This window comes from Saccharothrix tamanrassetensis (genome assembly GCF_014203665.1).
GTDB classification, from domain to species: Bacteria; Actinomycetota; Actinomycetes; order Mycobacteriales; family Pseudonocardiaceae; genus Actinosynnema; species Actinosynnema tamanrassetense.
Genome location: NZ_JACHJN010000010.1, coordinates 261,245 through 283,471, shown reverse-complemented (window position 1 = coordinate 283,471; position 22,227 = coordinate 261,245). Strand labels below are relative to the sequence as shown.

The 22,227-nt window shown below is 72.7% G+C and carries 21 protein-coding genes; 11 read left to right on the top strand and 10 right to left on the bottom strand.

The features are described from left to right. Positions 1–93 precede the first annotated feature (93 nt). The 3 genes from FHS29_RS29020 (at position 94) to FHS29_RS29010 (ending at position 5,563) form a co-directional block, all read left to right on the top strand. Complete coding sequence (locus FHS29_RS29020) at positions 94–909, top strand: zinc ribbon domain-containing protein (RefSeq protein ID WP_184696003.1); 816 nt, start codon at positions 94–96, stop codon at positions 907–909. A gap of 7 nt (positions 910–916) precedes the next feature. Then, entirely contained in the window at positions 917–4,168 is a 3,252-nt protein-coding gene (locus tag FHS29_RS29015) for a DUF11 domain-containing protein (RefSeq protein ID WP_184696001.1), read from the top strand. 90 nt (positions 4,169–4,258) lie between these two features. Further along, positions 4,259–5,563: a COG1470 family protein gene (locus tag FHS29_RS29010; RefSeq protein ID WP_184696000.1), complete on the top strand. Its 1,305-nt coding sequence runs from the start codon at positions 4,259–4,261 to the stop codon at positions 5,561–5,563. An 89-nt stretch (positions 5,564–5,652) separates the two neighbouring features. On the opposite strand, the gene FHS29_RS29005 is transcribed toward FHS29_RS29010, so the two are convergent. From FHS29_RS29005 to FHS29_RS28995, 3 genes are all read right to left on the bottom strand, one after another. Further along, positions 5,653–6,276 (bottom strand): helix-turn-helix transcriptional regulator, encoded by a 624-nt coding sequence (locus FHS29_RS29005; protein WP_184695998.1) that lies wholly within the window; start codon positions 6,274–6,276, stop codon positions 5,653–5,655. A gap of 65 nt (positions 6,277–6,341) precedes the next feature. Continuing rightward, on the bottom strand, positions 6,342–7,019 hold the full coding sequence (locus tag FHS29_RS29000; RefSeq protein WP_184695996.1) for a response regulator: 678 nt from the start codon (positions 7,017–7,019) through the stop codon (positions 6,342–6,344). Between the two features lie 7 nt (positions 7,020–7,026). Beyond that, positions 7,027–7,665: a sensor histidine kinase gene (locus FHS29_RS28995; protein ID WP_184695994.1), complete on the bottom strand. Its 639-nt coding sequence runs from the start codon at positions 7,663–7,665 to the stop codon at positions 7,027–7,029. Positions 7,666–7,859: 194 nt separating this feature from the next. Between FHS29_RS28995 and FHS29_RS28990 the strand changes: the two genes are divergently transcribed. After that, entirely contained in the window at positions 7,860–8,864 is a 1,005-nt protein-coding gene (locus tag FHS29_RS28990; protein WP_184695992.1) for a radical SAM protein, read from the top strand. Positions 8,865–8,919: 55 nt separating this feature from the next. On the opposite strand, the gene FHS29_RS28985 is transcribed toward FHS29_RS28990, so the two are convergent. The 4 genes from FHS29_RS28985 to FHS29_RS28970 form a co-directional block, all read right to left on the bottom strand. Continuing rightward, positions 8,920–9,915 carry a PHP domain-containing protein gene (locus FHS29_RS28985; protein ID WP_184695990.1) on the bottom strand — a complete coding sequence of 332 codons (996 nt, stop codon included), beginning with the start codon at positions 9,913–9,915 and terminating at the stop codon, positions 8,920–8,922. 328 nt (positions 9,916–10,243) lie between these two features. Then, on the bottom strand, positions 10,244–10,831 hold the full coding sequence (locus FHS29_RS28980) for a nucleotidyl cyclase domain-containing protein (protein WP_184695988.1): 588 nt from the start codon (positions 10,829–10,831) through the stop codon (positions 10,244–10,246). Continuing rightward, positions 10,828–11,292 carry a hypothetical protein gene (locus FHS29_RS28975; RefSeq protein WP_184695986.1) on the bottom strand — a complete coding sequence of 155 codons (465 nt, stop codon included), beginning with the start codon at positions 11,290–11,292 and terminating at the stop codon, positions 10,828–10,830. Before FHS29_RS28975 ends, FHS29_RS28980 begins: the two co-directional genes overlap by 4 nt. Next, positions 11,289–11,603 (bottom strand): PadR family transcriptional regulator, encoded by a 315-nt coding sequence (locus tag FHS29_RS28970; RefSeq protein ID WP_184695984.1) that lies wholly within the window; start codon positions 11,601–11,603, stop codon positions 11,289–11,291. The genes FHS29_RS28975 and FHS29_RS28970 overlap by 4 nt, the downstream gene beginning before the upstream one ends. Before the next feature lie 404 nt (positions 11,604–12,007). On the opposite strand from FHS29_RS28970, the gene FHS29_RS28965 reads away from it, so the two are divergent. The 3 genes from FHS29_RS28965 (at position 12,008) to FHS29_RS28955 (ending at position 14,274) form a co-directional block, all read left to right on the top strand. Continuing rightward, positions 12,008–12,919, top strand: coding sequence for a DUF1996 domain-containing protein (locus FHS29_RS28965; protein WP_312865146.1), 912 nt, complete (start codon positions 12,008–12,010; stop codon positions 12,917–12,919). A gap of 114 nt (positions 12,920–13,033) precedes the next feature. Then, positions 13,034–13,585 (top strand): sigma-70 family RNA polymerase sigma factor, encoded by a 552-nt coding sequence (locus FHS29_RS28960; RefSeq protein ID WP_184695979.1) that lies wholly within the window; start codon positions 13,034–13,036, stop codon positions 13,583–13,585. Further along, complete coding sequence (locus FHS29_RS28955; protein ID WP_184695977.1) at positions 13,582–14,274, top strand: anti-sigma factor family protein; 693 nt, start codon at positions 13,582–13,584, stop codon at positions 14,272–14,274. Before FHS29_RS28960 ends, FHS29_RS28955 begins: the two co-directional genes overlap by 4 nt. A gap of 165 nt (positions 14,275–14,439) precedes the next feature. On the opposite strand, the gene FHS29_RS28950 is transcribed toward FHS29_RS28955, so the two are convergent. The 3 genes from FHS29_RS28950 to FHS29_RS28940 all read right to left on the bottom strand — a co-directional run bounded on the left by FHS29_RS28950 (position 14,440) and on the right by FHS29_RS28940 (position 17,166). Next, complete coding sequence (locus FHS29_RS28950; protein WP_184695975.1) at positions 14,440–15,408, bottom strand: zinc-binding dehydrogenase; 969 nt, start codon at positions 15,406–15,408, stop codon at positions 14,440–14,442. A gap of 188 nt (positions 15,409–15,596) precedes the next feature. Continuing rightward, complete coding sequence (locus tag FHS29_RS28945) at positions 15,597–15,977, bottom strand: hypothetical protein (RefSeq protein ID WP_184695972.1); 381 nt, start codon at positions 15,975–15,977, stop codon at positions 15,597–15,599. Between the two features lie 142 nt (positions 15,978–16,119). Further along, positions 16,120–17,166 carry a polysaccharide deacetylase family protein gene (locus FHS29_RS28940; RefSeq protein WP_312865145.1) on the bottom strand — a complete coding sequence of 349 codons (1,047 nt, stop codon included), beginning with the start codon at positions 17,164–17,166 and terminating at the stop codon, positions 16,120–16,122. A gap of 391 nt (positions 17,167–17,557) precedes the next feature. Here FHS29_RS28940 and FHS29_RS28935 point away from each other — a divergent pair, with 391 nt between their 5' ends. The 4 genes from FHS29_RS28935 to FHS29_RS28920 all read left to right on the top strand — a co-directional run bounded on the left by FHS29_RS28935 (position 17,558) and on the right by FHS29_RS28920 (position 22,222). After that, positions 17,558–18,862 (top strand): putative glycoside hydrolase, encoded by a 1,305-nt coding sequence (locus FHS29_RS28935; RefSeq protein WP_246440933.1) that lies wholly within the window; start codon positions 17,558–17,560, stop codon positions 18,860–18,862. A 63-nt stretch (positions 18,863–18,925) separates the two neighbouring features. Beyond that, on the top strand, positions 18,926–19,990 hold the full coding sequence (locus FHS29_RS28930) for a DivIVA domain-containing protein (protein WP_184695966.1): 1,065 nt from the start codon (positions 18,926–18,928) through the stop codon (positions 19,988–19,990). After that, positions 19,987–20,832 carry a DUF3152 domain-containing protein gene (locus tag FHS29_RS28925; protein ID WP_184695964.1) on the top strand — a complete coding sequence of 282 codons (846 nt, stop codon included), beginning with the start codon at positions 19,987–19,989 and terminating at the stop codon, positions 20,830–20,832. The genes FHS29_RS28930 and FHS29_RS28925 overlap by 4 nt, the downstream gene beginning before the upstream one ends. A gap of 673 nt (positions 20,833–21,505) precedes the next feature. Continuing rightward, a complete protein-coding gene (locus tag FHS29_RS28920; RefSeq protein ID WP_184695962.1) occupies positions 21,506–22,222 on the top strand; it encodes a DUF4383 domain-containing protein in 717 nt (238 codons plus the stop codon). Positions 22,223–22,227: the final 5 nt, after the last annotated feature.

The window sequence follows — 22,227 nt, the reverse complement described above, 5'->3', positions numbered from 1 at the left end:
GCACAACAGCCCCACGCACAACAGCCCCACGCACAACAGCTCCACGCACAACAGCCCCAGGCGCAGCAGCCGCGACCGCAGCAACCGGGTGCGATGCGGCCGACCGACGAACGGCAGGCCCCGCCCGGCCACCGGCCCCGGCTGACCGAACGCCGCGTCCCGCAGCCCGGGGACCTGATCTGCGGCCAGTGCGGCGAGGCGAACCCACCCACCCGCAAGTTCTGCGCCCGCTGCGGCACCGGGCTGGTGGAGGCGCGGGTCGTCCCGGAGAAGTGGTGGCGCAGGTTCCTCCCCCGCCGGGAACCGGCGAAGGCGGGCACCCGGCGCCGCAGGCGCGGCGGGCCGGGCAAGGTGGTCGGCCGGGTGGTCCGCTGGGCGCTGGCCGTCCTGCTGCTGGCGGGCGTTGGCCTCTACGGCCTGGTCGGCCCGTTCCGGCAGGCGGTGAACAACCAGGCCACGTCGGCGGCGCGGGACGTCGAGGACTGGTTCTCCAAGGACCCCAGGCCGGTGCGGCCGACCGGGATCACGGCGACCGCGGAGAGTCCCGGCCACGAGGCGGCCTTGGCCGCCGACAACGCCAGGAACACCTACTGGGCCGCGCCGGTCGAACCGGAACTGCCCACGCTGGTGTTGGAGTTCGACGGCCAGGTGGAGTTGGAGCGGGCCATCTTCCAGGTCGGCATCGGCGACCGGTTCCAGACCGCGCACCGGCCGGAGAAGGTGCACCTGGTGTATTCGACCGGCCGCACGTACGACCTGACGCTCGCCGACGACCCGGACCCGCAGACCGTGGAGATCGAGAACAGCGCGGGCGCGGAGTCGGTGGAGGTGTTCGTCAAGTCCCTGCACAGGTCTTTGCAGGGCAACGAGGTCGCCATCTCGGAGATCGAGTTCTTCACGGTGGAATGAGGCAGCGGTGAGCGGACGGACGGGCCGGGCGACCGCGGTGGCGGTGGTCGGCGTGCTGCTGGGCGGACTGCTGCTCGCCGACCGGCCGTCGACGGCCGAGGCGCAGGCGGAACCGCTGGAGCCGTACCGGATCGGGGCGAGCCGGGGCGGGCCCGGCGACATCTGGAGCACCGACTCGCGCGGCGGCGACCAGCGGGCCGTGACGCGGGGCGACGATCCGCACGAGAGCGACCCCGCCTACTCGCCGGACGGCACGCGGATCGCGTGGACGGAGTACCCCGGCGCGGAGGAACCCACCCGGGTCTGGGTCGCGAACGCGGACGGCTCCGACGCCCGGCGCCTCAGCACCCGCGAGGGGGAGTCGGAACCGTCGTGGTCGCCGGACGGCACCCGGCTCGCGGTGACCGACGGGGACTCGATCGGCATCGTGCGCGCCTCCGACGGCGTGCTGCTGTCGACGATCCCCCGGCCGGACCACCTGCGCAGCCAGGACAGCACGCCGGCCTGGTCGCCGGACGGCGACACGATCGCGTTCAGCCGCGACAGCCAGGGCCTGGACACCCCGCTGGTGACACCGCGCTCGGTCGGCGCGTCCACCCCGCTCGGCGGGTCCTTCACGACGTCCGCGACCCTGCGCACGCCGGCCGTGCCGAGGCTGCCGGAGATCATGTTCCTGTTGGACACCACCGGTTCCATGGGCACCGCGCTGGCGAACTTCAAGCTCCAGATCCCGGAGGTCATGAAGGCGATCACCGCCCGCGACCCCGGTGCCCGCTTCGGTCTGGCTTCGTACAAGGACACCCCGGACGGGGACCTGCGCTACGAACTGGTGGAGAACCTGACCACGCCGGACCGGATCGAAGAGGTGCTGGCAGACAAGGACAAGCTCATCGCGTCCGGCGGAGGCGGCTCCGTGGAGGAGGACTGGTTCAACGCCCTGCACCGCATCGCCCGCGACTTGGACACCTCCACCGATCACGCGGCGCACAAGGTGTTCAGAACACCCGGAGCGAGTCGGATCGTCGTGCTCGCCGGTGACGCCAGCAGCAAGAAGGCGGGTGACGCCTGCGACCCGCCGCCGGGCACCTACCCACCGGGCAGGATCCCTCCGACGTGCCCGCCGCCGTACTGGTCGTTGGACGAGATCAAGTACGACCTGACCGGCACGTACCCGCCGGTCTCGGAGCCGAGGGGCATCAAGCTCGTCGCGGTGCCGATCCTCGGCGGGGGCGACGGGCTGGACGAGTACGGCCAGGCCGGGCAACTCGTCGAGCACACCGGGGGCAAGCTGGTCGAACAGGGCGCGAAGCCGGAGGAGATCGCCGCCGCGATCGACGGTGGCATCAAGAGCCTGCCGGTGACCGTCACGCCGGTCGCGTCCTGCCCGGAGGGCGTCTCCGTCACGTTCACACCGCCGACCACGACCGTCTCCGGTGACACCGAGGTGACGTTCCAGGAGACCGTTCGACTGGACCCGCCGGGGCCGCGCGTCGGCGCGGTCGGGGACGTCTCCGGCTGCACGGTCCGGTTCCTGTTCGACGGCAGGGAACCCACCGACCGCCGCGAGCAGACGATCCGGGTCACCGAGGCCGCCGCCGGGCTGCCGACCGTGGTGGTGAACGGAGCCGCGGTGCCCAGCCCGCAGGGGGTGCCGGTACCGGTCACGTTCACCGCGACCGCCACGGCGGTGACCGGCGCGCCGCTCACCCCGGTCTGCGACGCCACGTCCGGCGCGTTGTTCCCGGTCGGCATCACGACCGTCACGTGCACCGCGAGCAGCCTCGGCCGGACCGGGCGGGCGAGTTCCACCGTGGCCGTGTTCACACCGGAGAACGTGCCGTACCGGGACCTCTGGCTGGCGACCGTCGAGGGCGGCCCGGTCGTGCAGACCGACCTGTCGGTCAGGTTCGCCCGCGGCTGCGGACGGGCGGACGCCCACCCCGACTGGTCGCCGGACGGCAACCGGCTGGTGTTCCGGCACGAGGACGGGCTGTGCCTGGCGGACGCGGACGGCACGAACGCGACCGTGCTCGTCCCGCCGGGCACCGACGCGGACGAACCGGCCTGGTCGCCGGACGGTGCGCTCATCGCGTTCTCCCGGAGCGCGGTCGACGACGGTCCGCGGCGCATCTTCACCGTGCCGCCCGGCGGCGGCACGCCGAGGCAGCTGGTGTCGTTCGGTGACCTGGACGCCCGCAGCCCCACGTTCCAGCGGCTGTCCGACCTCGTGGTCACCGGATCCGTGGTGCCCGGACGGATCGCGTTCGGGGGCAGCACGACCGCGCGGTTCCTGGTGACCAACACCGGTCACACGCTGACGCCGCAGGCCGCGACCGTGACGCTGACCGTGCCGCCGGGTCTGCGCGTCGACAGCCTCACCACCACCGTCGGTTCCTGCGACGCGGCTACGGCGAGGTGCTCGCTCGGCCGGATCCCACCGAGGACGCGGGCGGAGATCCGGCTCACCGCCACCGGGACCACGGCCGGCAACCAGGTGGTACGGGCCGAGACCGGCCCGGACGTCAACCCGGCCGACAACCGGGCCGAGGTGACGATCACGGTGGACGAGGAGATCAAGCCCCCGGTGACGCCGGGCTCGCTGTCGCTCGCGGTGGCCGTGCTGCCGACCGAGAGCTTCGTCGGCGGCGACGACATCACCGTGGTCTACAAGATGCGCAACGGCGCGGGAACGCCGATGACGGACGTCCGGGTCGTCACGTCGTTGCCGCCGCAACTGCCGGCGCCCACGGCCGTCTCGCCCGGTTGTGCGGCGGACGGCACCGTGTGCCGGATCGGTGCCCTGCAACCACTCCAGGAGGCCGAGGTGCGGATCACGTTGCCCGCCAAGGCCGCCGTGGACACCACCGCGGGCGGTTCGGTGCTGGGCACCGGCTTGGACGACGACGCCGCCGACAACACCGCCGTCGGGAAAGTCGTGGTGCGGCAACCGAGGATCACCGTCGAGCCGCTGGTCGGGCCGACCGGTTTCGTGCCGCGGGTGACCGGCAGCGGCTTCCCGCCCGGCGGCACGGTGAAGCTGACCTGGACGCTCGGCATCTCGGCCGAGCCGGGCACGGCCCCGGTGCGCGCCGACGGCACGATCGACGCCCAGGTCCTGGTGTTCGAGAACGACCTGATCGGGCCGCGCGAGCTGGCGGCGACGGCCGTCGCCGGACCCGGGTTCGGCGCGGTGCGGTCGAACCCGTTCCTCGTCGTGCCCAGAACCCTGCAACCACCCGACTTCGCGGCACGTGGCTGATCGGCTGCCCGTTGGGGCAGTGGGGAACGCACCGCACCCCACCCCTCCGCCTCGTGCCACCCAGGACCGCCAGACCGGAGGATTCACCACATGGGCGCTACCGCGACGCTGTCCGCCACGGGATTGGCCGTGGAGCCGGGATCTGAGGTCACCTGCACGGTCGTCGTGCGCAACACCGGCGAGCTGGTCGACCAGTTCGCCGTCGACGTGGTGGGCGACGCCGCCGGTTGGGCGGTGGCCGAGCCGCCGTCGGTGAACCTGGTGCCGCAGGCGTCCGCCGAGGTGGTCGTGCGGTTCGCGCCGCCGCGTGCCGCCGAGGTGGCGGCCGGGCCGGTGCACTTCGGTGTGCGGGTGACCTCCCGGGAGGACCCGTACGGCTCGGTGGTCGAGGAGGGCGTGGTCGAGGTCGGGTCGTTCACCGACCTGAGCGCGGAACTGGTGCCCTCCAAGGTGGAGGCGGGCCGCAAGGGCAAGTACGAGTTGGCCGTGGACAACGTGGGCAACCACCCGATCGGCCTGCGGTTCACACCGGGCGACCCGGACGACGAACTGGACTTCAAGCTGGACCGCACCGAGCTCGTGCTGGCGCCGGGCACCGCCGCGTTCGTCGAGCTGCTCGTCAAGCCGCGCGACACGTTCCTGCGCGGGCAGCCGCAGACCAGGCCGTTCCGGGTGGAGGTGCTGCCGGACGTCGGCAACCCGCTGGTCGCCGACGGCACGTTCGTGCAGCGCCAACTGCTGCCGAAGTGGCTGCTGCCCGCGCTGATCGCGCTGGCGGCGCTGGCGGCCGTGCTGGCGGCCCTGTGGTTCACCGTGTTGCAGCCCGCCGTGAAGTCCGCCGCGCGGGACGCCGCGACGCAGCAGGCCGGTGAGGTCAAGGAGGCCGTGCAGCGGGCCGAGGAGAGCGCGGGCCAGGCCAAGACGGACTCCGCGCAGGCCAAGGGGAACTCCGAGGCGGCGATGGAGGCGGTGGGCTTGGACCCCGGCGCGCCCCCCGGTTCGCAGCCGACCCCGAACCGCCCGCCCGCCGGTCAGGGCGGCGAGCTGACCGACTTCCGGGTGGCCACCGATGCGGCGATCGTGACCGACGCGGACGTGTTCGCGGACTTCACGTTCACGCCGCCGGACGACAAGAAGACGCTGCTGATCACCGACATCGTGCTCCAGAACCCGCGCGGCGACAGCGGGACGATCCGCGTCGTGCGCGATTCCAGCGGAACCCGCAACACGATCCTCGAAGTGGGCCTGGCCAACTTCCGCGACTCGGACCGGCACTACGTGCAGCCGCTGAGGTTCAAGCCGGGCGAGAAGATCGTGCTCGCGGTGAACTGCCAGAACCCCGAGGACAAGGGCAACTGCACGCCGTCGGTGTCCTTCTCGGGCCGGGCCGAGTGATCGACGGCCGGCCGTGTCGAGTGGACCGAACCGGGTGACCGGGCCGAACCGGGTGACCGGGCCGAGTGGACACCGACGGCGTGCGGATCTCAGATGAGGCCTTCGCGCAACGCGAACGCCACGGCGTGCGCGCGGTTGCGCAGCTGGAACCGGTTGGTGATGTCGTGCAGGATGCTCTTGACCGTCCGCTGCGAGTAGCACAGCTTGTCGGCGATCTCCTTGGTCTCGAAGCCGTCCGCGATGAGCCGCAGCACCTCGGTCTCCCGGTCGGACATGCCGGCCATTGTCCAGCCGTTCGGGTTCAGCACGTTGCGCTGCAACCGGGACACCCGGTCCAGCAGCCGGCCGAGCAGGTCCGGCGGCAGCGCGCCCTGGCCCGCCGCGGTGGCTTTCACCAGGCGCACCAACGTGTCCGGCGTGGCGTCGGAGCGGCGGATCACCGCGGACACCCCGCTGCCGACGATGTTGAGCAGCTCGGGGTCGGCGATGTCCCCGGCCACCAGGACGATGTTCGGACTGCCCTGCACCTGCAGCCTGCGCAGCAGCTGCTGCGCGGTCCCGTCCAGCTTCTCCAGCACCACCAGCGCGACCGGCGCGGGCTCGTCCGGCTCCACCAGGCGGATCTCCGGCCGCGACCGCAGCGCCGCGGTCACCCCCGCCCTGGTGATCGAGTCCGCCGCGTGCAGGACTACCGCGATCTGCTCACCGTTCACGACTTGCTCCCCGCCTCGTCACCGATGTCCCCCTGACCATCGTCGCGACCCGGTGCGTCCCGGCACTATGGGCCCGTCGTCCCGATGTGTCCCGACTCCTCGCCCAGACCGGCCTGCTTGGCCCGGGACACCGCCTGGGCGCGGTCGGCCACGTGCAGCTTGCGCAGGATGTTCGACACGTGGTTGCGCACCGTCTTGGGGCTGAGCACCAGGACGCGCGCGATCGCGGCGTTGCCCCGGCCGTCCGCCATCAGCCGCAGCACCTCGCGCTCCCGCGCGGTCAGCTCCGGGAACGCCTCCACCTCGGACTTGGCCGCCGTGCCGAAGTAGGCGAGCAGCCGCACCGCGACACCAGGGCTGAAGATGGCCTCGCCCTCGGCCACCGCCCGCACCGCGCGCACGATCTGCTGCGGCCGGGCCGCCTTGAGCAGGTAGCCCAGGGCGCCCGCGCGCATCGCGGCGAACACCGAGTCGTCGTCGTCGAACATGGTCAGCACCAGCACGCGCACGGACGGGTCGTGCGCCACGATCCGGCGGGTGGCCTCGACGCCACCCAGGTCCGGCATGTTGAGGTCCATCACGACCACGTCCGGGTGCAGCGCGGCGGCCATCTCGACCGCCGTCGTGCCGCCGGACGCCTCGCCGATCACCTCCAGGTCGGGCGCGGCGGCCAGCGCCGCCGCCACGCCGTAGCGGAACAGCGGGTGGTCGTCCACCACGAGCGCCCGCAGCGCAGGCGGCATGTCCCGCTCACACCCCACCCGCGACCGGCAGGTCGACGGCGATCCGGGTGCCGCCCGCGGCGGCGTCCTCCATCGCCCACGTCCCGCCGACCTCGCGGGCGCGTTCCCGCATCGAGTTCAGCCCCACACCGCTCCCTCCGGACTCGCCCGCGCCGCACCCGTCGTCCACGACCTCCACGTGCAGGCCGTCCGCACACCACAGCCGCACCACGCAGGTGCGCGCGCCGGCGTGCCGGACCACGTTGGTCAGCGCCTCGCAGATGATCCGGTAGGCCGCCACCTGGACCGCGATCGGCAGTTCCGGCAGCGCCTCGTCGACCTGCACGAACACCCGCACCGGGTGCCGGTCGGCCAGCGTCGCCACGTGCGCCCGGACCGCGCCGGCCAACCCCAGCCCGGCCAGTTCCGCCGGGTATGCCCCGGCCGCCAGCCGGCGGATCTCGCCGACCGCGTTGCGCATCTCGTCCTCCAGCCTCGCCAGCAGCGACCCGGCCGCCGCCGGGTCGCGGGCCACCAGGTGCCGCGCCGCGCGCAGGCCGAGCGCGATCGCGGCGAGGGACGGCCCCAGGCCGTCGTGCAGGTCGCGCAGCACCCGGCGCCGGGCTTCGTCGGCCGCATCGGTGCACACTGCGAATCTGCGGCGCACGTCCCCTCCCCCAGGCGGGCGCTCAGGCATCGCCGCCCTCGTCATCAAAGTCGCAGATCTGTCAGCCCCTGTTTCAAGAAACCGGGCAGATTCCCACGTTCGAGGGAATTGATCTCGTCATCGGTGACGCAATGACGTATCACAGCTGCGGTTGCCTGCTCCATACGGATATCAGGCACCACGGGAGGGTGGAAATGCGGCAAACGGGCGGCAGGGCGGTCGTGCAGGTCCACCCGACCAGGCTGTGCAACCTCAGATGCCTGCACTGCTACTCCAGCTCAGGGCCCGACGTCGCCGAGTCCGTGCCCATCGGGGTGCTGTCCCACGTGGTCCGGGACGCGGCGACGCTCGGCTACGACGTGATGAGCGTGTCCGGCGGCGAACCGTTCCTCTACCCGGAACTGCCCACGTTGCTGAGGAACGCTCGCGAGGCGGGAATGCGAACGACCGTCACGACGAATGCGGTCGCGCTGACCCAGCGCCGCATCGGCATGGTGCGCGGATTCGTCGACCTGGTGGCCGTGTCGCTGGACGGCGACCAGCTCACCCACGACCGCATCCGGGACCGGCAGGGGTGCTTCGACAAGGCGCTCGCGGGCATCCGGCGGCTCACCGAGGCGGGCATCCCGGTGGGTGTCGTCACCACCCTCACCCAGGGCAACGCCACCCAGCTCGGCGAGGTCGCGCTGGCGGCGGCCCGGTCCGGCGCGCTGCTGCTCCAGGTGCACCCGCTGGAGCCGGAGGGCGCGGCGAGCCGGCTGATGGCGGGGGAGCGGCCGGACGCGGTGGAACTCGCCTACGCGGCCGTCGAGTTGGGACGGATCGCCGAGGAGCACGGCCTGGCCGTGCAGCTCGACGCCGTGCCGCGCACCATGCTGGCCCGCAAGCCGGAGGCGTTCATGGCCGCGCCCGTGCCGTCCGAGCAGCCGTTGGGCAAGTGGCTCACCCCGCTGGTGATCGAGGCGAACGGGTCGGCCGTGCCGGTGTCCTACGGCTTCGACCGCCGCTACGGCCTCGGCAACGTCCACGACCGACCGCTGGCCGAACTCGCCGCGGGCTGGGACGCGGGTCCGTTCCTGGACCTGTGCCGCGGCACGTGGCGGCGGCTGGTGGACGGCCGCACCGGCCCCCTGATCCCGTGGTACGGGCACCTGGTGCGCGCTTCGCGGGCCAGTCGTGCCGCCACCGCCGGTCGCTGAGTCGGTCTCCGATGTCGGCCGCCGAGGTCGTCGTCGGTGGCCGGGCCGGCCGGGGCTAGTGCCGCCCGACGAGGTCGAGCAGGTCCTTGGCGCTGCGCGTGTTGATCACCTGCTCCGGCTGGACGCCGCACTCCTCGGCGCGTTCGCAGCCGTACGACAGCCAGTCGAGCTGGCCGGGCGCGTGCGCGTCGCTGTCGATGGAGAACGCGCAGCCGAGCTCCACGGCCAGCCGCAGCAGCCGTCCCGGCGGGTCTCGCCGCTCCGGGCGGGAGTTGATCTCCACGGCGGTGCCGTTGTCCCGGCACGCGGTGAACACCGCCTCCGCGTCGAACTCGGACTCCGGCCGGCCCTTGCCGGTGACCAGCCGGCCGGTGCAGTGCCCGAGGACGTCGATGTTCGGGTCGGCCACGGCGGTGAGCAGCCGCTCGGTCATCAGTGGCGCCGGCATCCGGAGCTTGGAGTGCACGCTGCCGACCACGACGTCCAGCTGCGCCAACAGGTCCGGGTCCTGGTCGAGCGAGCCGTCGTCCAGGATGTCCACCTCGATCCCGGTCAGCACCAGGAACGGCGCGAGTTCGGTGTTCAGCTCCGCCACCACCTCCAGCTGCGCGCGCAGCCGGTCGGCGGACAGCCCGTTGGCCACGGTCAGCCGGGGCGAGTGGTCGGTGAGCACCATCCACTCGTGACCGAGGTCCCTGGCCGCCTCGGCCATCTCCCGGATCGGACTGCCGCCGTCCGACCAGTCGGAATGCGTGTGGCAGTCGCCCTTCAGCCGCGCCCGCAGCGCCTGCCCGCCGACCACCGGTTCGCGGAACCTGGCCAGGTAGGCCGGTTCGCGCCCTTCCACGGCGTCCACGATCACGCCGGCGGTCGCCTTGCCGATGCCGTTCAGCCCGGTCAGGGTGCCGTCCGCGACCCGTCGCGCCAGGTCGCCGGGCGGCAGCGCGGCGACCACCTCGGCGGCCCGCCGGAACGCCCGCACCCGGTACGTGGGCTCGCCCGCTCGTTCGAGCTGGAACGCCACCTGCCGCAATGCCCAGAGGGGATCCACCCTGTCCTGTCTACTCCGGTCGGGTCGGAAACGCGCGCCAACCGCCGGACGCCTCGGTGACGCGCCGCCCCTCGCACTCCCCGCCGGTCCGGTGCGTGTCGCCCGGCGGACCGGCAGGGGTCTCGAGGGCCACCGCCGACGCGTCGCCGTTCGGGGCGTCTTGGGCTTTGTGCCGGATCGGTCCCGAATCCCGGAGTGGCGGACCCACGGACCTGTACTGCGCGCCGCCGCCCGCCCCCCCGCGACACCGACCCGCTGATGCGCGAGTTCCGGAGCCGGAGCAGGGCGGTGCCGGTGTTGCTGTCCACAATGGACTCTGCGTGCGCCGTCAGGACATCTGCGCGACCCACGCCGGTGCGCGGACTTCCTTCTCCGCGATCTCGACCCGGCTGAACGCGGCCGGGTCGACCCGGCGGTACCCGTGCCGGACCACGCTCTGGTAGAGCACGTCCGAGACGACCAGCACGGCGTCACCGGCCAGCTTCGCGCGCACCGGATCGGCGTCGGCGAGCCGGCACGCGGTGTTCAGGTCGCTGCCGACCCAGCCGTGCGCGTCCCGGTGCACCTCGCCCGCGTGCAGGCTGAGCCGGACCCGGATGCGTGGCGCGGCGGTCTCGTTGTGCCGCCGGAGCCGGGCGGTGAGCCGCGGCAGGAACGGGTCGAGTATGTCCACTTTGGACACTTGGCCGGGGATGAGCACCATCATGCCGTCACCCCGGTCCTGCACGCCGAGGTCGTTCCAGCGGATGCCCGCGACCCGGAACGCATCCCGCACGGCGTTGGTCAGCACGTCCCGCGCCACGATCTGGAGCGGGTTGGACCACCTGCCGAACCCGGCGATGTCCACGACGAAGATGGACCGGTACTCGGGAACGGGGGTGTGCCGGAACCGGCGCCACGGCAGCTCGACGGTCATCGCCCGACCACCTGCAACGCGCGGCGCAACGTCCACGACCGGCTCAGCAGTCGCAAGGCGTGCGGAACCCGCCGGGACGGCGGCAGGTCGGCCAGCTCCGCGCGGAACTCCTCCTGGTAGCGGGCCTGGTGACTCGGCGGCAGCACCGCTACCGCGAGGCCCAGCAACCGGCTGTCCGGATGGGGCTCCAGCTCCAGCCGGATGATCCGGGCGGCGGCCACCATGGGCTCGAAGCTGGCCGTGGCGAGGTAATTCCGCTCCACCGCGAACTCCAGCCACAGCACCCGTTCGTAGACTTCGCGCAGCCGCACGTCCTTATTGCGCTCCAACGCCCGCCGCAGTTCCAGTGCGAGGTGGTGCGCGAGCTTGCGGTCCAGTATCCGGTCGAGCTTGCCGTCCAGCACGGCTTCGAGGTCGTGGGCCAGCAACCTGATGCGCGCCAACCGATCCCGCCGAGTCATATGCCACCTGCCGCGTGAGGTCGCAACAGGCCGAGCCGCCCGACGGCACCCCGAGCCCGTGCCATCGCCGCCCGGGCCACCGCGATGCTGTCCGGATCAACCCGGTAGTACCGGCGCCGCGGCCGACCGCGCTCACGGGGATCGGCGTCCTCCCACCGGCTCCGCACCCACCCGCACTGCTCCAGCCGGGCGAGGATCGGGTGCACCGTCCCGCTGGGCAACCCGGCGACCTGACCGATCTCCAACCCGTACCGCTCCAGGGCCGGGTCTTCCAACAGCACACCCAGCACCAACTGGGTGGGCAACGTCATCTTCGGACCCTTCCGCGCCGCAACCATGGTCTAACTCTACCTAGGGTCGGTGGTCGGCGGCCCGCCGAAGAGCGGGAATCACCCGGTCGGCGGTGGGCAACCGGGTTCCGCAGCTGTGCCGGACCCCGTTGAACCGATCGCCCGAGGGGTCCGTGTCAGGGGTGCCCACCTGCAACGAGAGGTCGTCCCCGATGAACCGTCCCCGCCGCAACCCGTCCCCGCTGGGCACCCGGCGCGCAGCCTGACCGGACCCCGAGGCGCAGAACGAGCACAGGCGGAACCAGGACAGGCAGAACTAGGACAAGCACCCTGGCCGCCGCCGGGTGGCCCGCGCACCGCACGTTCACCGCGCCGAGCCCGGACGGATGCACCTGCGCCGCACCGGGAATGGCAAGCTTGTGCCCGTGACGCGGTTGCTCCCACTGCTTCTCGTCGTCCTCCTCGCCGGGTGCGACGCCGACGAGCGGTTCGTGGCCATCGACGAGGTACCGGTCCCGGCGGACGCGGTGGCCGTCGGCGAAGGCGCGTCGACCGGCACGTTCACCGTCGACTGCGGCCGCAACGAGACCAGGCACCTCAACGCCGACAACATGGTGATCGCGCCGGGCAAGCCGTTCGGCGCGCACCACACCCACGAATACGTGGGCAACGTGAGCACCGACCACACCAGCACCGACCAGTCGCTCGCCGCCGCGCCGACCACCTGCGCGGGCGGCGACCTGTCCACCTACTACTGGCCCGTGCTGCGGCTGACCGACCGCGGCGGCCACGACGCGCACGCCCCCGGCGGCGGCGCGCACGGCAACACCGGCGAGGTGCTCGCACCGGCCACCGTGGCGGTCTCGTTCACCGGCAGCCCGGTCGGCAAGGTCGTGCCGATGCCCCGGTTCCTGCGCATGATCACCGGTGACCCGGCCGCGCTGACGTCCGGCAGCGGCACCGCGAAGTGGAGCTGCACCGGGTACGAGGACCGGCACACCGACCGGTACCCGATGTGCGGGGACGGCCGCCGAGTGCTGCGCACCTACGACTTCCCGAGCTGCTGGGACGGCCGCAACACCGACAGCGCCTCGCACCGCGCGCACACCGCGTTCCCGGCCGCCAACGGCGCCTGCCCGCAGGGCACGTTCCCGATCCCGCGGCTGCGGGTCCGGGTGGCCTACGACGTGCCGTCCGGACGGCCGTTCGCGCTGGACAGCTTCCCGGAGCAGAACCGCGACCCGCGCACCGACCACGCGATGTTCGTCAACGTCATGCCGGACGCGCTGATGGCGCGGATCGCGGCGTGCCTCAACCAGGGCGGGACCTGCTCGTAGTCGGCAGTCGCCACCCCGGCCGCCCCTCCGGCCGACTTTTTTCGCCCCGCTTTGAACCGGAGCCGGCCGGGAGCCGTGTCTGCGGTGGGGGAGTTGACGAGAGGAGTGGGGTGGATGGCGGCTTTGTGGTCCCGGAAACGGGAGACCGCAGCCGACGAGGCGCTGATCCGGTCGCTCTACGAGGAGCACGGCCGGGCGCTGCTCGCCTACGCCACCAGGCTCACCGGGGACCGCGCGGCGGCGGAGGACGTCGTCCAGGAAACCCTGGTGCGCGCGTGGCGACACCCGGACGCCCTGGTCAACGGCAGGGGCTCGGTGCGCGGCTGGCTGCTCACGGTGACGCGCAACATCGTCACCGACCGGATCAGGGCGCGGGCGGCGCGGCCCCGGGAGGTGGCGGAGACGCCCGCGACGCCGCCGGTGGAGCGGGACCACGCGGACTCGGTGGTGAACTCGGTCGTGGTGCTGGAGGCGCTCGACCGGCTGTCGTCGGACCACCGCGACGTGCTGGTGGAGATCTACTTCCGCGGCCGGACGGTGACCGAGGCGGCCCAGGCGTTGGGCGTGCCGCCCGGCACGGTCAAATCGAGATCGCACTACGCGTTGCGGGCCCTGCGGGAGACGTTCGTCGGACAACAGGTCGCGCTGAAGGGGGTGGCCGGATGACCACGAACCACGATCCACAGCTACTGGGCGCCTACGTACTGGGCGTTCTGGAGGAGCAGGAGGTGCGCGCGGTGGAGGAGCACCTGGTGGCCTGCCCGCAGTGCCGCACCGAGTTGGCCGGGCTTCGGGCCGTGGAAGACGCCATGGGTGACGTGCCGCCCGAGATGCTGCTGGACGGGCCGCCCGAGGGCGGGGACCTGGTGTTGCAGCGGACGTTGCGGCGGGTGCGCGCGGAGCGCGGCGGTCAGGTGCGGCGCCGGCGGGTCGGGCTGGGGCTGGTCGCGGCGGCCGTCGTGGCGGTCGTGCTGGGTGGCGGCTTCGCGGTCGGCCGGAGCACCGCGCCGACCGATGTCGGGGCGGTGGTGACGCCGACGGTCGACCCGAGGACCGTGGTCGCGACCGGGGTCGACCCGGAGACCGGCGCGCGGATGACCGTGCAGATCAGGCCCGCCGCCGGGTGGGTGCGGGTGAACGCGGCCGTGGCGGGCATCGCGAAGAACGAGAAGTGCAAGCTCGTCGTGGTCGCCAAGGACGGCACGCGGCAGGAAGCCGGCAGCTGGCTGGTGTCGGCGCTCGGCGAGAAGGAGGGCACCAACCTGGACGGCTCGGCGCTGGTCGCGCCGGAGGACGTGGCGGCCGTGGAGATCCGCGACTTCGACGGCGACCACATCGTCACCGTCCGGGTCTGAAGCTCGCAGGTTGACCGGGGAGGCCGTGCGCCCCGCCTTCGGGCGGGGCGCACGGTGTTGCCACCGATCAGCCGGGCTCGCGGTGCCGTTGAGCGGTCGGCCGGTTTCGCGGTGTTGCGCCACCAGTCGGCCGGTTTCGCGGTGTCGCCCGGCGGTCGGCCGGGATCAGGGCTTGAGCACGACCTTGCCGGTGGTCGCCCGGTTCTCCAGCGCGGTGTGCGCCCCGGCCGCGTCCGCCAGCGGGAACGACGTGGTCAGCGGCACCAACCGCCCGTCCGCGAGGGCCTTGAGCGCCGACGTCTCCAGCTCCCGCAGGTTCATCCTCTTGAGGATCCTCGGGCCCACCGCCACGGACGCGGTCAGGCCGCGCGAGTACAGGTCGGCGGTCTCGATCCGGGTCGGCTCGCCGGACGACCAGCCGAACAGCACGATCCGACCGCCGATCCCGAGCAGTTCCAGCGCCTGCCGCCCCGGAACGCCGCCGACGCCGTCGAGCACCACGCTCACCTCGCCGAACCCGTCCCGCACCCGGTCCGCCCAGTCGTCGCGGGTGTAGTCCACCACCAGGTCGGCCCCGAGCTCCCGCACCACGTCCAGCTTGCCGGTGCTGACCGCGCCGACCACCTTCGCGCCGACCGCCCTGGCCTCCTGGACGAGCAGCGCGCCGAGCCCACCGGCCGCCGCCGGGACCAGCACCACGTCGTCGCCGGTCAGCTCGGCGACGTTCAGCACGCCGCGGCTGGTGCGCCCGGTGCCGATCATGGCGACCGCCGACTCGTCGGAGACGTGGTCGGGCAGCTCGTGCAGCGAGGCGACGTTCGCGACGGCGAGTTCGGCGTAGCCGCCGTGCGCCGCGCCGAGGTGCCCGACGACCCGCCTGCCCAGCCAAGCCGGGTCGACGCCGTCCCCGAGTGCGCTCACCACCCCGGCGACCTCCCGCCCCGGCGTCATGGGCAGGTCGGGCAACGGGAACGGCCCCCCGGCCTCACCCCGGCGCAGCGAGGTGTCCAGCAGGTGCACCCCGGCGGCCCGGACGGTGACCCGCACCTGGCCCGTTCGCGGGACCGGGTCGGGTGTCTCCTCGTAGCGCAGCGTCTCGGCCGGGCCGAACTCGTGCTGACGGATGGCGCGCATCCTGTCGTCCCCCTCTGGTCGGTTGTGGACGCGACCGTAGGAGTTCGACTTAACTGGAGGTCAAGGGATCCCGCGGTGCGGGATCCCCTCGACCTGCCGGTGCTCGGGCCGATGCGCGAACGCTCGGGACCGGCGCGCAGACGCAGTGCCCGGGACCGGTGCGCAGGCGTGGCACGCGGTCCCGGTGCTCAGGCGCAGCGCCGGTAGACCTCGCTGGCCAGGTCGGCGGCGTGCCGCATGGCCTGGGCTTGCAGCGCGGTCAGGGACAGCACGTCGGCCTGCTCGTCCGGGTCGCCGTCGTCCTGCTCCAGGCGGGACTCGGCGGTGGTGTACACGACCGACTCGGCGGCGACGCTCAGCCTGCGGGCCAGGAACGCCACGGCGGTCATCAGGTGCTCGGCCTCGGCCGCGGTGATCGGCACGACCCGGCGGGGCGCCTGGTCGCCCAACTCCTCCTCGGCGGTGCCGAGGTCGGGGGGCTCGGCGCACCACGCCAGCCCGCGGTCCCAGAGACCGGCGGCCTCGTGCAGCGACTCGATGAACGGCTCCCAATCGATGTTGCGGTCCATGGTGCCCACTCTCCTCGCGGCTGCCAACCCGGCTTCCACCTGGGAGTGCCCGCACGTCACCCGTGTCATGCCGATGTCTCCCATACCGGGTGGAATCCGCTCACGGGCCGTTAAAGCAGGTCGGAGAACGGGTACCACCGGATCAGTACGCGAGTGCCCGGTCGGCGAACCGCTGGGCCGGCGCGTTGCCGCCCGCCGCGGGGTAGGAGACCCGGTCGGGCACCCCGTCGGAGGTGTAGCGGGTCTGCGGGGCGGCGGCCAGCTTGTCCAGCCACACCGCGGAACCGAAGGCGGAGTCCTCCCCGCTCGCGTCCTGGGACCGGATGCGCGGCGTGTTGAGCGGGTCGAAGTCGGCGGCGTACGGCGACGGGGCCGGGTTCGAGCCGACCAGCAGGACGCACGAGTACTCGTAGGACATGCCGTCGGACGCGCCGCGCATCGCCAGCGCGGTGTTGCCGGGGATCGCGCCGAACGGCAGCGCGAGGCTGGACACCTGGTAGCCGGGCACGGCCTGGACGATCTCCCGGTTGCCCGATGCGATCGCCTGCTGCACCTCCTGGTCCGACGCCGCGCCGAGGTTGGTGTGGTACTGGGTGTGGTTGCCGATCTCGAAGCCGTTGTCGCGCAGCCAGGGCAGCACACCGGTGCCGTCCGGCGACCCGAACGGCGCCGCGTTGACGTACAGGCTCGCCACCGGCCGGAAGCCGGGGTGCCGCTCGGCCACCTCGCGCAGGATGGCGATCGCGGTGCCGGGCACCGGCTGCCCCGCGCCGTCCAGCGCGAACTGGGTCGGGTCGCCGTCGTCGAAGGTGAGCACCACAGGGTGTTTGCCCGCCGGGATGTCGATGCGGCCGGACGCGTACTCGGCGGTCGTCACCGGCACGTAGTCCTCGGCGGCCAGCCGTTCCAGCTCGGCGCGGAACCCCTCCGGCGTCCGGTCGTAGACCGACGTCGGCTGCGCCACCAGCCGGTGGTACATCAGGATCGGCACCTGCCCCAGTTCGTTCGCGCGCACGGCGGCCGGGTCGGGCGGGGCGGACGAGGCCGCGAGCGTCGCGGACACCGCGGAACCCGCCGCCGGGGTGGCGGCCGGCTGCTGCGCGGGAGCGTCGGCGCAGGCGCACGTGGCCGCGACGAGCGCGACGGCGGCGGCGAGGCTCAGCTTCGGTGACACCACAGTGTTGTTCACGGTCGGCAAGGTACGCCGGTCCGACGCGATTGCCCGCTGTGTGACACATTTGGACGAATTCGGGTTTGCCCGATCGCCGGCGAGGTACATGCCGCATTGGGTAGTGGTTAGCAGATCGGAGTCCACGATGACGGATAAGCCGGCCAAGGTGAAGCGCGTTTTGATACCGGTGGCCGCCGTGCTGGCGTTGCTGCTGGTCGCGGGGGTGGCCGCGACTTTCGTCCAGAGCCGGTCCATCGGGCTCGCGGTGGGTGAGCTGGCCGACGGGACGATTGTCACCCAATCGGGTTTCAAGCGCGTTTCCATTACTACCGCAGACCCCCGTGAACTCGAACGGGTGACAGTCACGGTGGATGGTCGCTCAATCGAAACACAAAAGGGTGAAAATGGGATGACGCTGGCCGCTCCCGAGTTGGCCGAGGGGCCGCACACCCTGACGGTCCGGGCCGCCAACCCGCTGCCCTGGCTGCCCGACGTGCTGCTGGAGCGCCGCTTCACCGTGGACAACACCCCGCCGAAGGTGTCCGTCGACCACGTGGAGGCCAAGTCGCCGCGCGGTCCGCTGACCGTGCGCGGCACCGCCGACGGGGCGTCCACCGTCCTCGTCGGCGACCAGGAGGTGCAGGTCAAGGACGGCCGGTTCGAGGCGTCGCTGTCCTCCGTGCCCACCCGGCTCCGGCTCCAGGCCAACGACGCCGCGGGCAACGCCGGCCACCACGACGTCGCGGTGAAGGTGCCGCACCCCGGCATGCGCGCGGTGCACATGAGCGCCACCGCCTGGGCCACCCCCGAACTGCGCGACCCGGTGCTGGCGCTGGCCCGCGAAGGCCGGATCGACACCGTGCAGCTCGACGTCAAGGACGAGAGCGGCGAGATCGGCTACGACTCGCAGGTGCCGCTGGCCCGGGAGATCGGCGCCAACCGCAACTACTACGACGCCAAGGCGACCGTGGACGAGCTGCACAAGCTCGGGCTGCGGGTGGTCGGCCGGCTGGTGGCGTTCCGCGACCCGGTGCTGGGCAAGGCGTCCTGGCAGTCCGGCGCGCAGGACCGGGTCGTCCGCAACCAGGGCGGTGCCCCGTGGACCGGGCACTACGGCGAGTACGCGTTCACCAACTTCGCCAACACCGAGGTCCGCGAGTACAACATCGCGATCGCCAAGGAGGCGGTCACCCTGGGCTTCGACGACATCCTGTACGACTACGTGCGCCGACCGGACGGCCCGATGGGGCAGATGCTGTTCGCCGGCCTGGCGGTCAGCCCCGAGCAGTCCATCGTGGACTTCCTGCGGGACTCGCGGGACGCCGTGCGCCCGCTCGGCGCGTACCTCGGTGCCTCGGTGTTCGGCATCGCCGCGCACAGCGGCACGGACATCGCCCAGGACATCCCGGCCATGTCGCCGTACGTGGACTACGTCGCGCCGATGGTCTACCCGTCGCACTGGGGGCCCGGCGAGTACGGCGTGGACCACCCGGAGGGCAAGCCCTACGACATCGTGCGCGCCTCGGTCGCGGACTTCATGAACCTGACCAAGGACACCGGGGCGACGGTCATCCCGTGGCTCCAGGCCTTCTCCATGGCGCACTCGTACGGACCGGCCGAGGTGCAGTCGCAGGTGAAGGCGTCGGCCGACGCGGGCGCGCCGTCGTTCCTGCTGTGGAACGCGGCCTGCCGCTACGACACGGCCGGGCTGTAACCGGCGACGACCGAGCGGGCCTGACCGGAGCAGTGCCGTCGCGAGTGGCAGGAGGGCAACGACATGACCAGCGGAGATCCCGAGCCGGGCGCGCGGCCGCACTTCAACCGGCAGTGGAACGGCTACGACCGGCGTGAGGTGGACGCGGCGATCAAACACCTCACCGACCAGCTGGAGCTGCTGCGCACCGACCGGGACGCGGCCATCGAGACCGCGGAGGACGTCAACCGGGAGCTCGACGCCGCCCGGTCCGAGCTCAGCGAGTACCGGATGCTGCACGCGGGCTACTCGAAGGAGAACACCGTCTCCGGTGCGATCCGCTACCTGATGCACGTCGCGCGGCAGAAGGCGGAGAAGGAGGAGCAGGAAGCGCGGGAGCGCAGCGAGGCCCTCCTGCGGCAGGCCGACCAGTACGCCGAGCGGCAGGCGGTGCTGCTGGACGAGACCGAGCAGGAGACCCAGCGGCGGCTGGCCGAGGCGGACCGGATGGCGCGGGAGATCGTCGGCAGCGCGACGGCCGAGGCGCAGGCCGTCCTGGCGGACCTGGTGGAGCGCCGGAAGCTGCTCGACCGGTGGTGCGCGGAACTCGACGTCCCGCTGCCCCGGGACGCCTCCGGTCCGATCCCCACGCCGGCCGACGACCAGTCCGCCACAGCGGACGACGACCGGTCTGCCGGCGGTCGACCGGTGGGTGATCAGCCGGTGGTTGCCCAAGCGGTCGGTGCCCGAGCGGCGGGTGGCGAGCCGGTGGGTGATCAGCCGGTCGACGGCCTGCCGGTCGGATCGGTCGGCGACACGCCGGTGGGTTCGACCGACGACCGGTCGGCCGGGTCGGCCGGGTCGGCCGGGTCGGTCGGTGGCCGGTCGGTGGAGTCGGTCGAAGGCGAGCCCGGCGACGGCGGGTCGGTGGGGTCGGGTGCGGCGCAGCCGGCGGCGTCGGCGGCGTCGGCTGCGTCGGGGGAGGACGAGCCGGCCGGGTCGGGTGACGGTCGGCTCGTCGTCTCGGTGGACGGCCGGCCCGCCGCGCCGGTCGACGGCCAGCTCGTGGTGTCGGTCGACGGTGGGTCCGCCGCCCCGGTCCTGCTGGAGGACGGCGCGCCGGCGCGGCCCGCGGCGGAGCGCTCATGAGACACCCTGCCCGGCGGCGCCCGCCGTCCGGTGGAGCCCGCACGCGCCTGCCGCACTACCTGGTCGGCATCTGCCTGGCCGCCGCGACGGTGATGGCGCTGGACGCGCGCATGGCGTCGTGGGAGGTCGTCGCCCACGGGCGGACCCCCGCCGACGCCGGCGCGGCGACCCGGCCGGCCGACCCGCCCGAGCCGCCGCCCGGCCTCCGCCGGTCCAGTGCCGAACTGCCGCCGGGCGAGCCGTTCCCGCAACGCGGGACCGGCACCTGGCGGACCGTGCCGGGCACGACCCGCACCGTGGGGACCGGAACGGTGCGGACCTACGCGGTGGAGGTGGAAGCGGGGGTCGCCCTACCCCAGGGCGACGACGCCTTCGCCGCGCGGGTGGGCCACGCGCTGGCCCACCCGCGCGGCTGGACCAGCGGCGGGCGGTTCGCGTTCCGGCGGGTGGATCGCGAGGAGCCGGATTTCCGGGTCAGGCTGGCCGCGCAGGAGACCGCCCGCGCGCTGTGCGGCTTCGAGCTGCCGTACGACACCTCGTGCCGGGTGGGCGCGACCGTGTACGTCAGTGCGGCGCGGTGGTTCCGGGGCGCCTACGCCTTCGGGGACGACCTCAGGGGCTATCAGGCATATGCCGTCAACCACGAGGTCGGGCACTTCCTGGGCTTCGGGCACGAGCCCTGCCCGGAGGACGGCGGACCCGCGCCGGTGATGATGCAGCAGACGCTGAGCACCGGCAACGACGAGTTGGCGACCATCATCGCGGGCAGCGACCAGGGGATCGCGGTCGCGCCGGACGGCAAGTGGTGCACCCCCAACCCGTGGCCCGATCCGCCCCGGTGATCGACCCAGCCGCCCGGTGACCGATCGGCCGTGCTGATGATCGGCCCTCGTGAGCGATCGGCCGTGCTGATGATCGGCCCTCGTGAGCGATCGGCCGTGGTGATCGATCGGCCCTCGTGAGCGGTCGACCGCGGTGACCGCCCGGCCCTGGTGGACGATCAACTCGACGCCGGCATCCGGGTGCGCCCCACCGATCACCGCGCCCGGCCGGGCAACGGCCTTCAATTCGGTTAATGCTTTGACGGCAGCCCGTTGCGGGAGACATAGTCTTGGCAGCCACAGGAAAGGAGGAGCTTCGTGAATGGCAATGAGACCGAGTGGACCGGCGCGGCGACGTGTGTGCTTCGTGAAGCAGTCCTTCCGCTGCTGACCTGCGCTTAGGTTGCCCGCAGGCGGTCGTCCGGCCTCTGCCGGCCGTGTTGTCCGCTATTGCCGCAGTCCTATTGCGCAATTTGTCGATGAATCGCGCGGTATATCCCGCGACGCGACGCCCCGGCCTTCATGGGGTGGGTCGGGACGAAACCTCGGCACGGCGAGGTGGTGACTCCTGTCCGGTCGGGGGCGGGTCCGTGCGCCCGCTTCCACCCGTGGTTTGCCCTTCCCGGCGGTCGGGTAGTCGAGGGTCGTCCGGAGCCCGGCTGGCGGGCTCCCGCTGTCCTCGTGGGAGGGCGTGATGACCCACTCGACCGTCGGTCGCGTCAAGGTCGCGGGACTCCAGCCCGCCCAGGTGCTGGCCGGCCTGCTCGGCTTGGCGTTCCTCGTCGCCGGCATCGCCGGCTTCGTGCGTACCGGGTTCGGCGACTTCGCGGGCGAACAGCACTCGATGCTGCTCGGCTTCGCGGTCAACCCGCTCCACAACGTGATCCACCTGGCGTTCGGCGTGCTGGGTCTGCTGATGGCCACCGGCTCGGGCCTGGCCCGGCTGTACGGCTGGATCGTGTTCCTGGTCTACGGCGCCGTGCTGGTGTGGGGCCTGATGCTGACCGGTGTGGTGGCGGCGAACCCGATCGAGCGGCTCGGGAACCCGTTGGCGCTCAACATCGCCGACAACTGGCTGCACCTCGGTCTGGCGGCGGTCGGCCTGCTGATCGCCGTGCTGCCCGCGCGGCGGAAGGTCGTCGTGCCGGAGCAGGAGGTGGAACCGGTCGCCGAGCCGGTTCGCGACGAGAGCATCCGCGATCGGGAGATGCCGGTCCAGCGCGACCGGGAAGCGTTGCCCGACCAGGGCGTCCGGGCGCACGACGGGCGCACCGACCGGCCGCTCGACGAGCACACCGACCGGCCGCACGACGCGCGCGTCGAGTCCGCGGACCCGACCGTGTCGCCGCGGCCGGTCCAGCCGATCGACCCGGCCATCGCCGAGCAGCAGAAGGCGCGCCACTACCGCTGACAGGT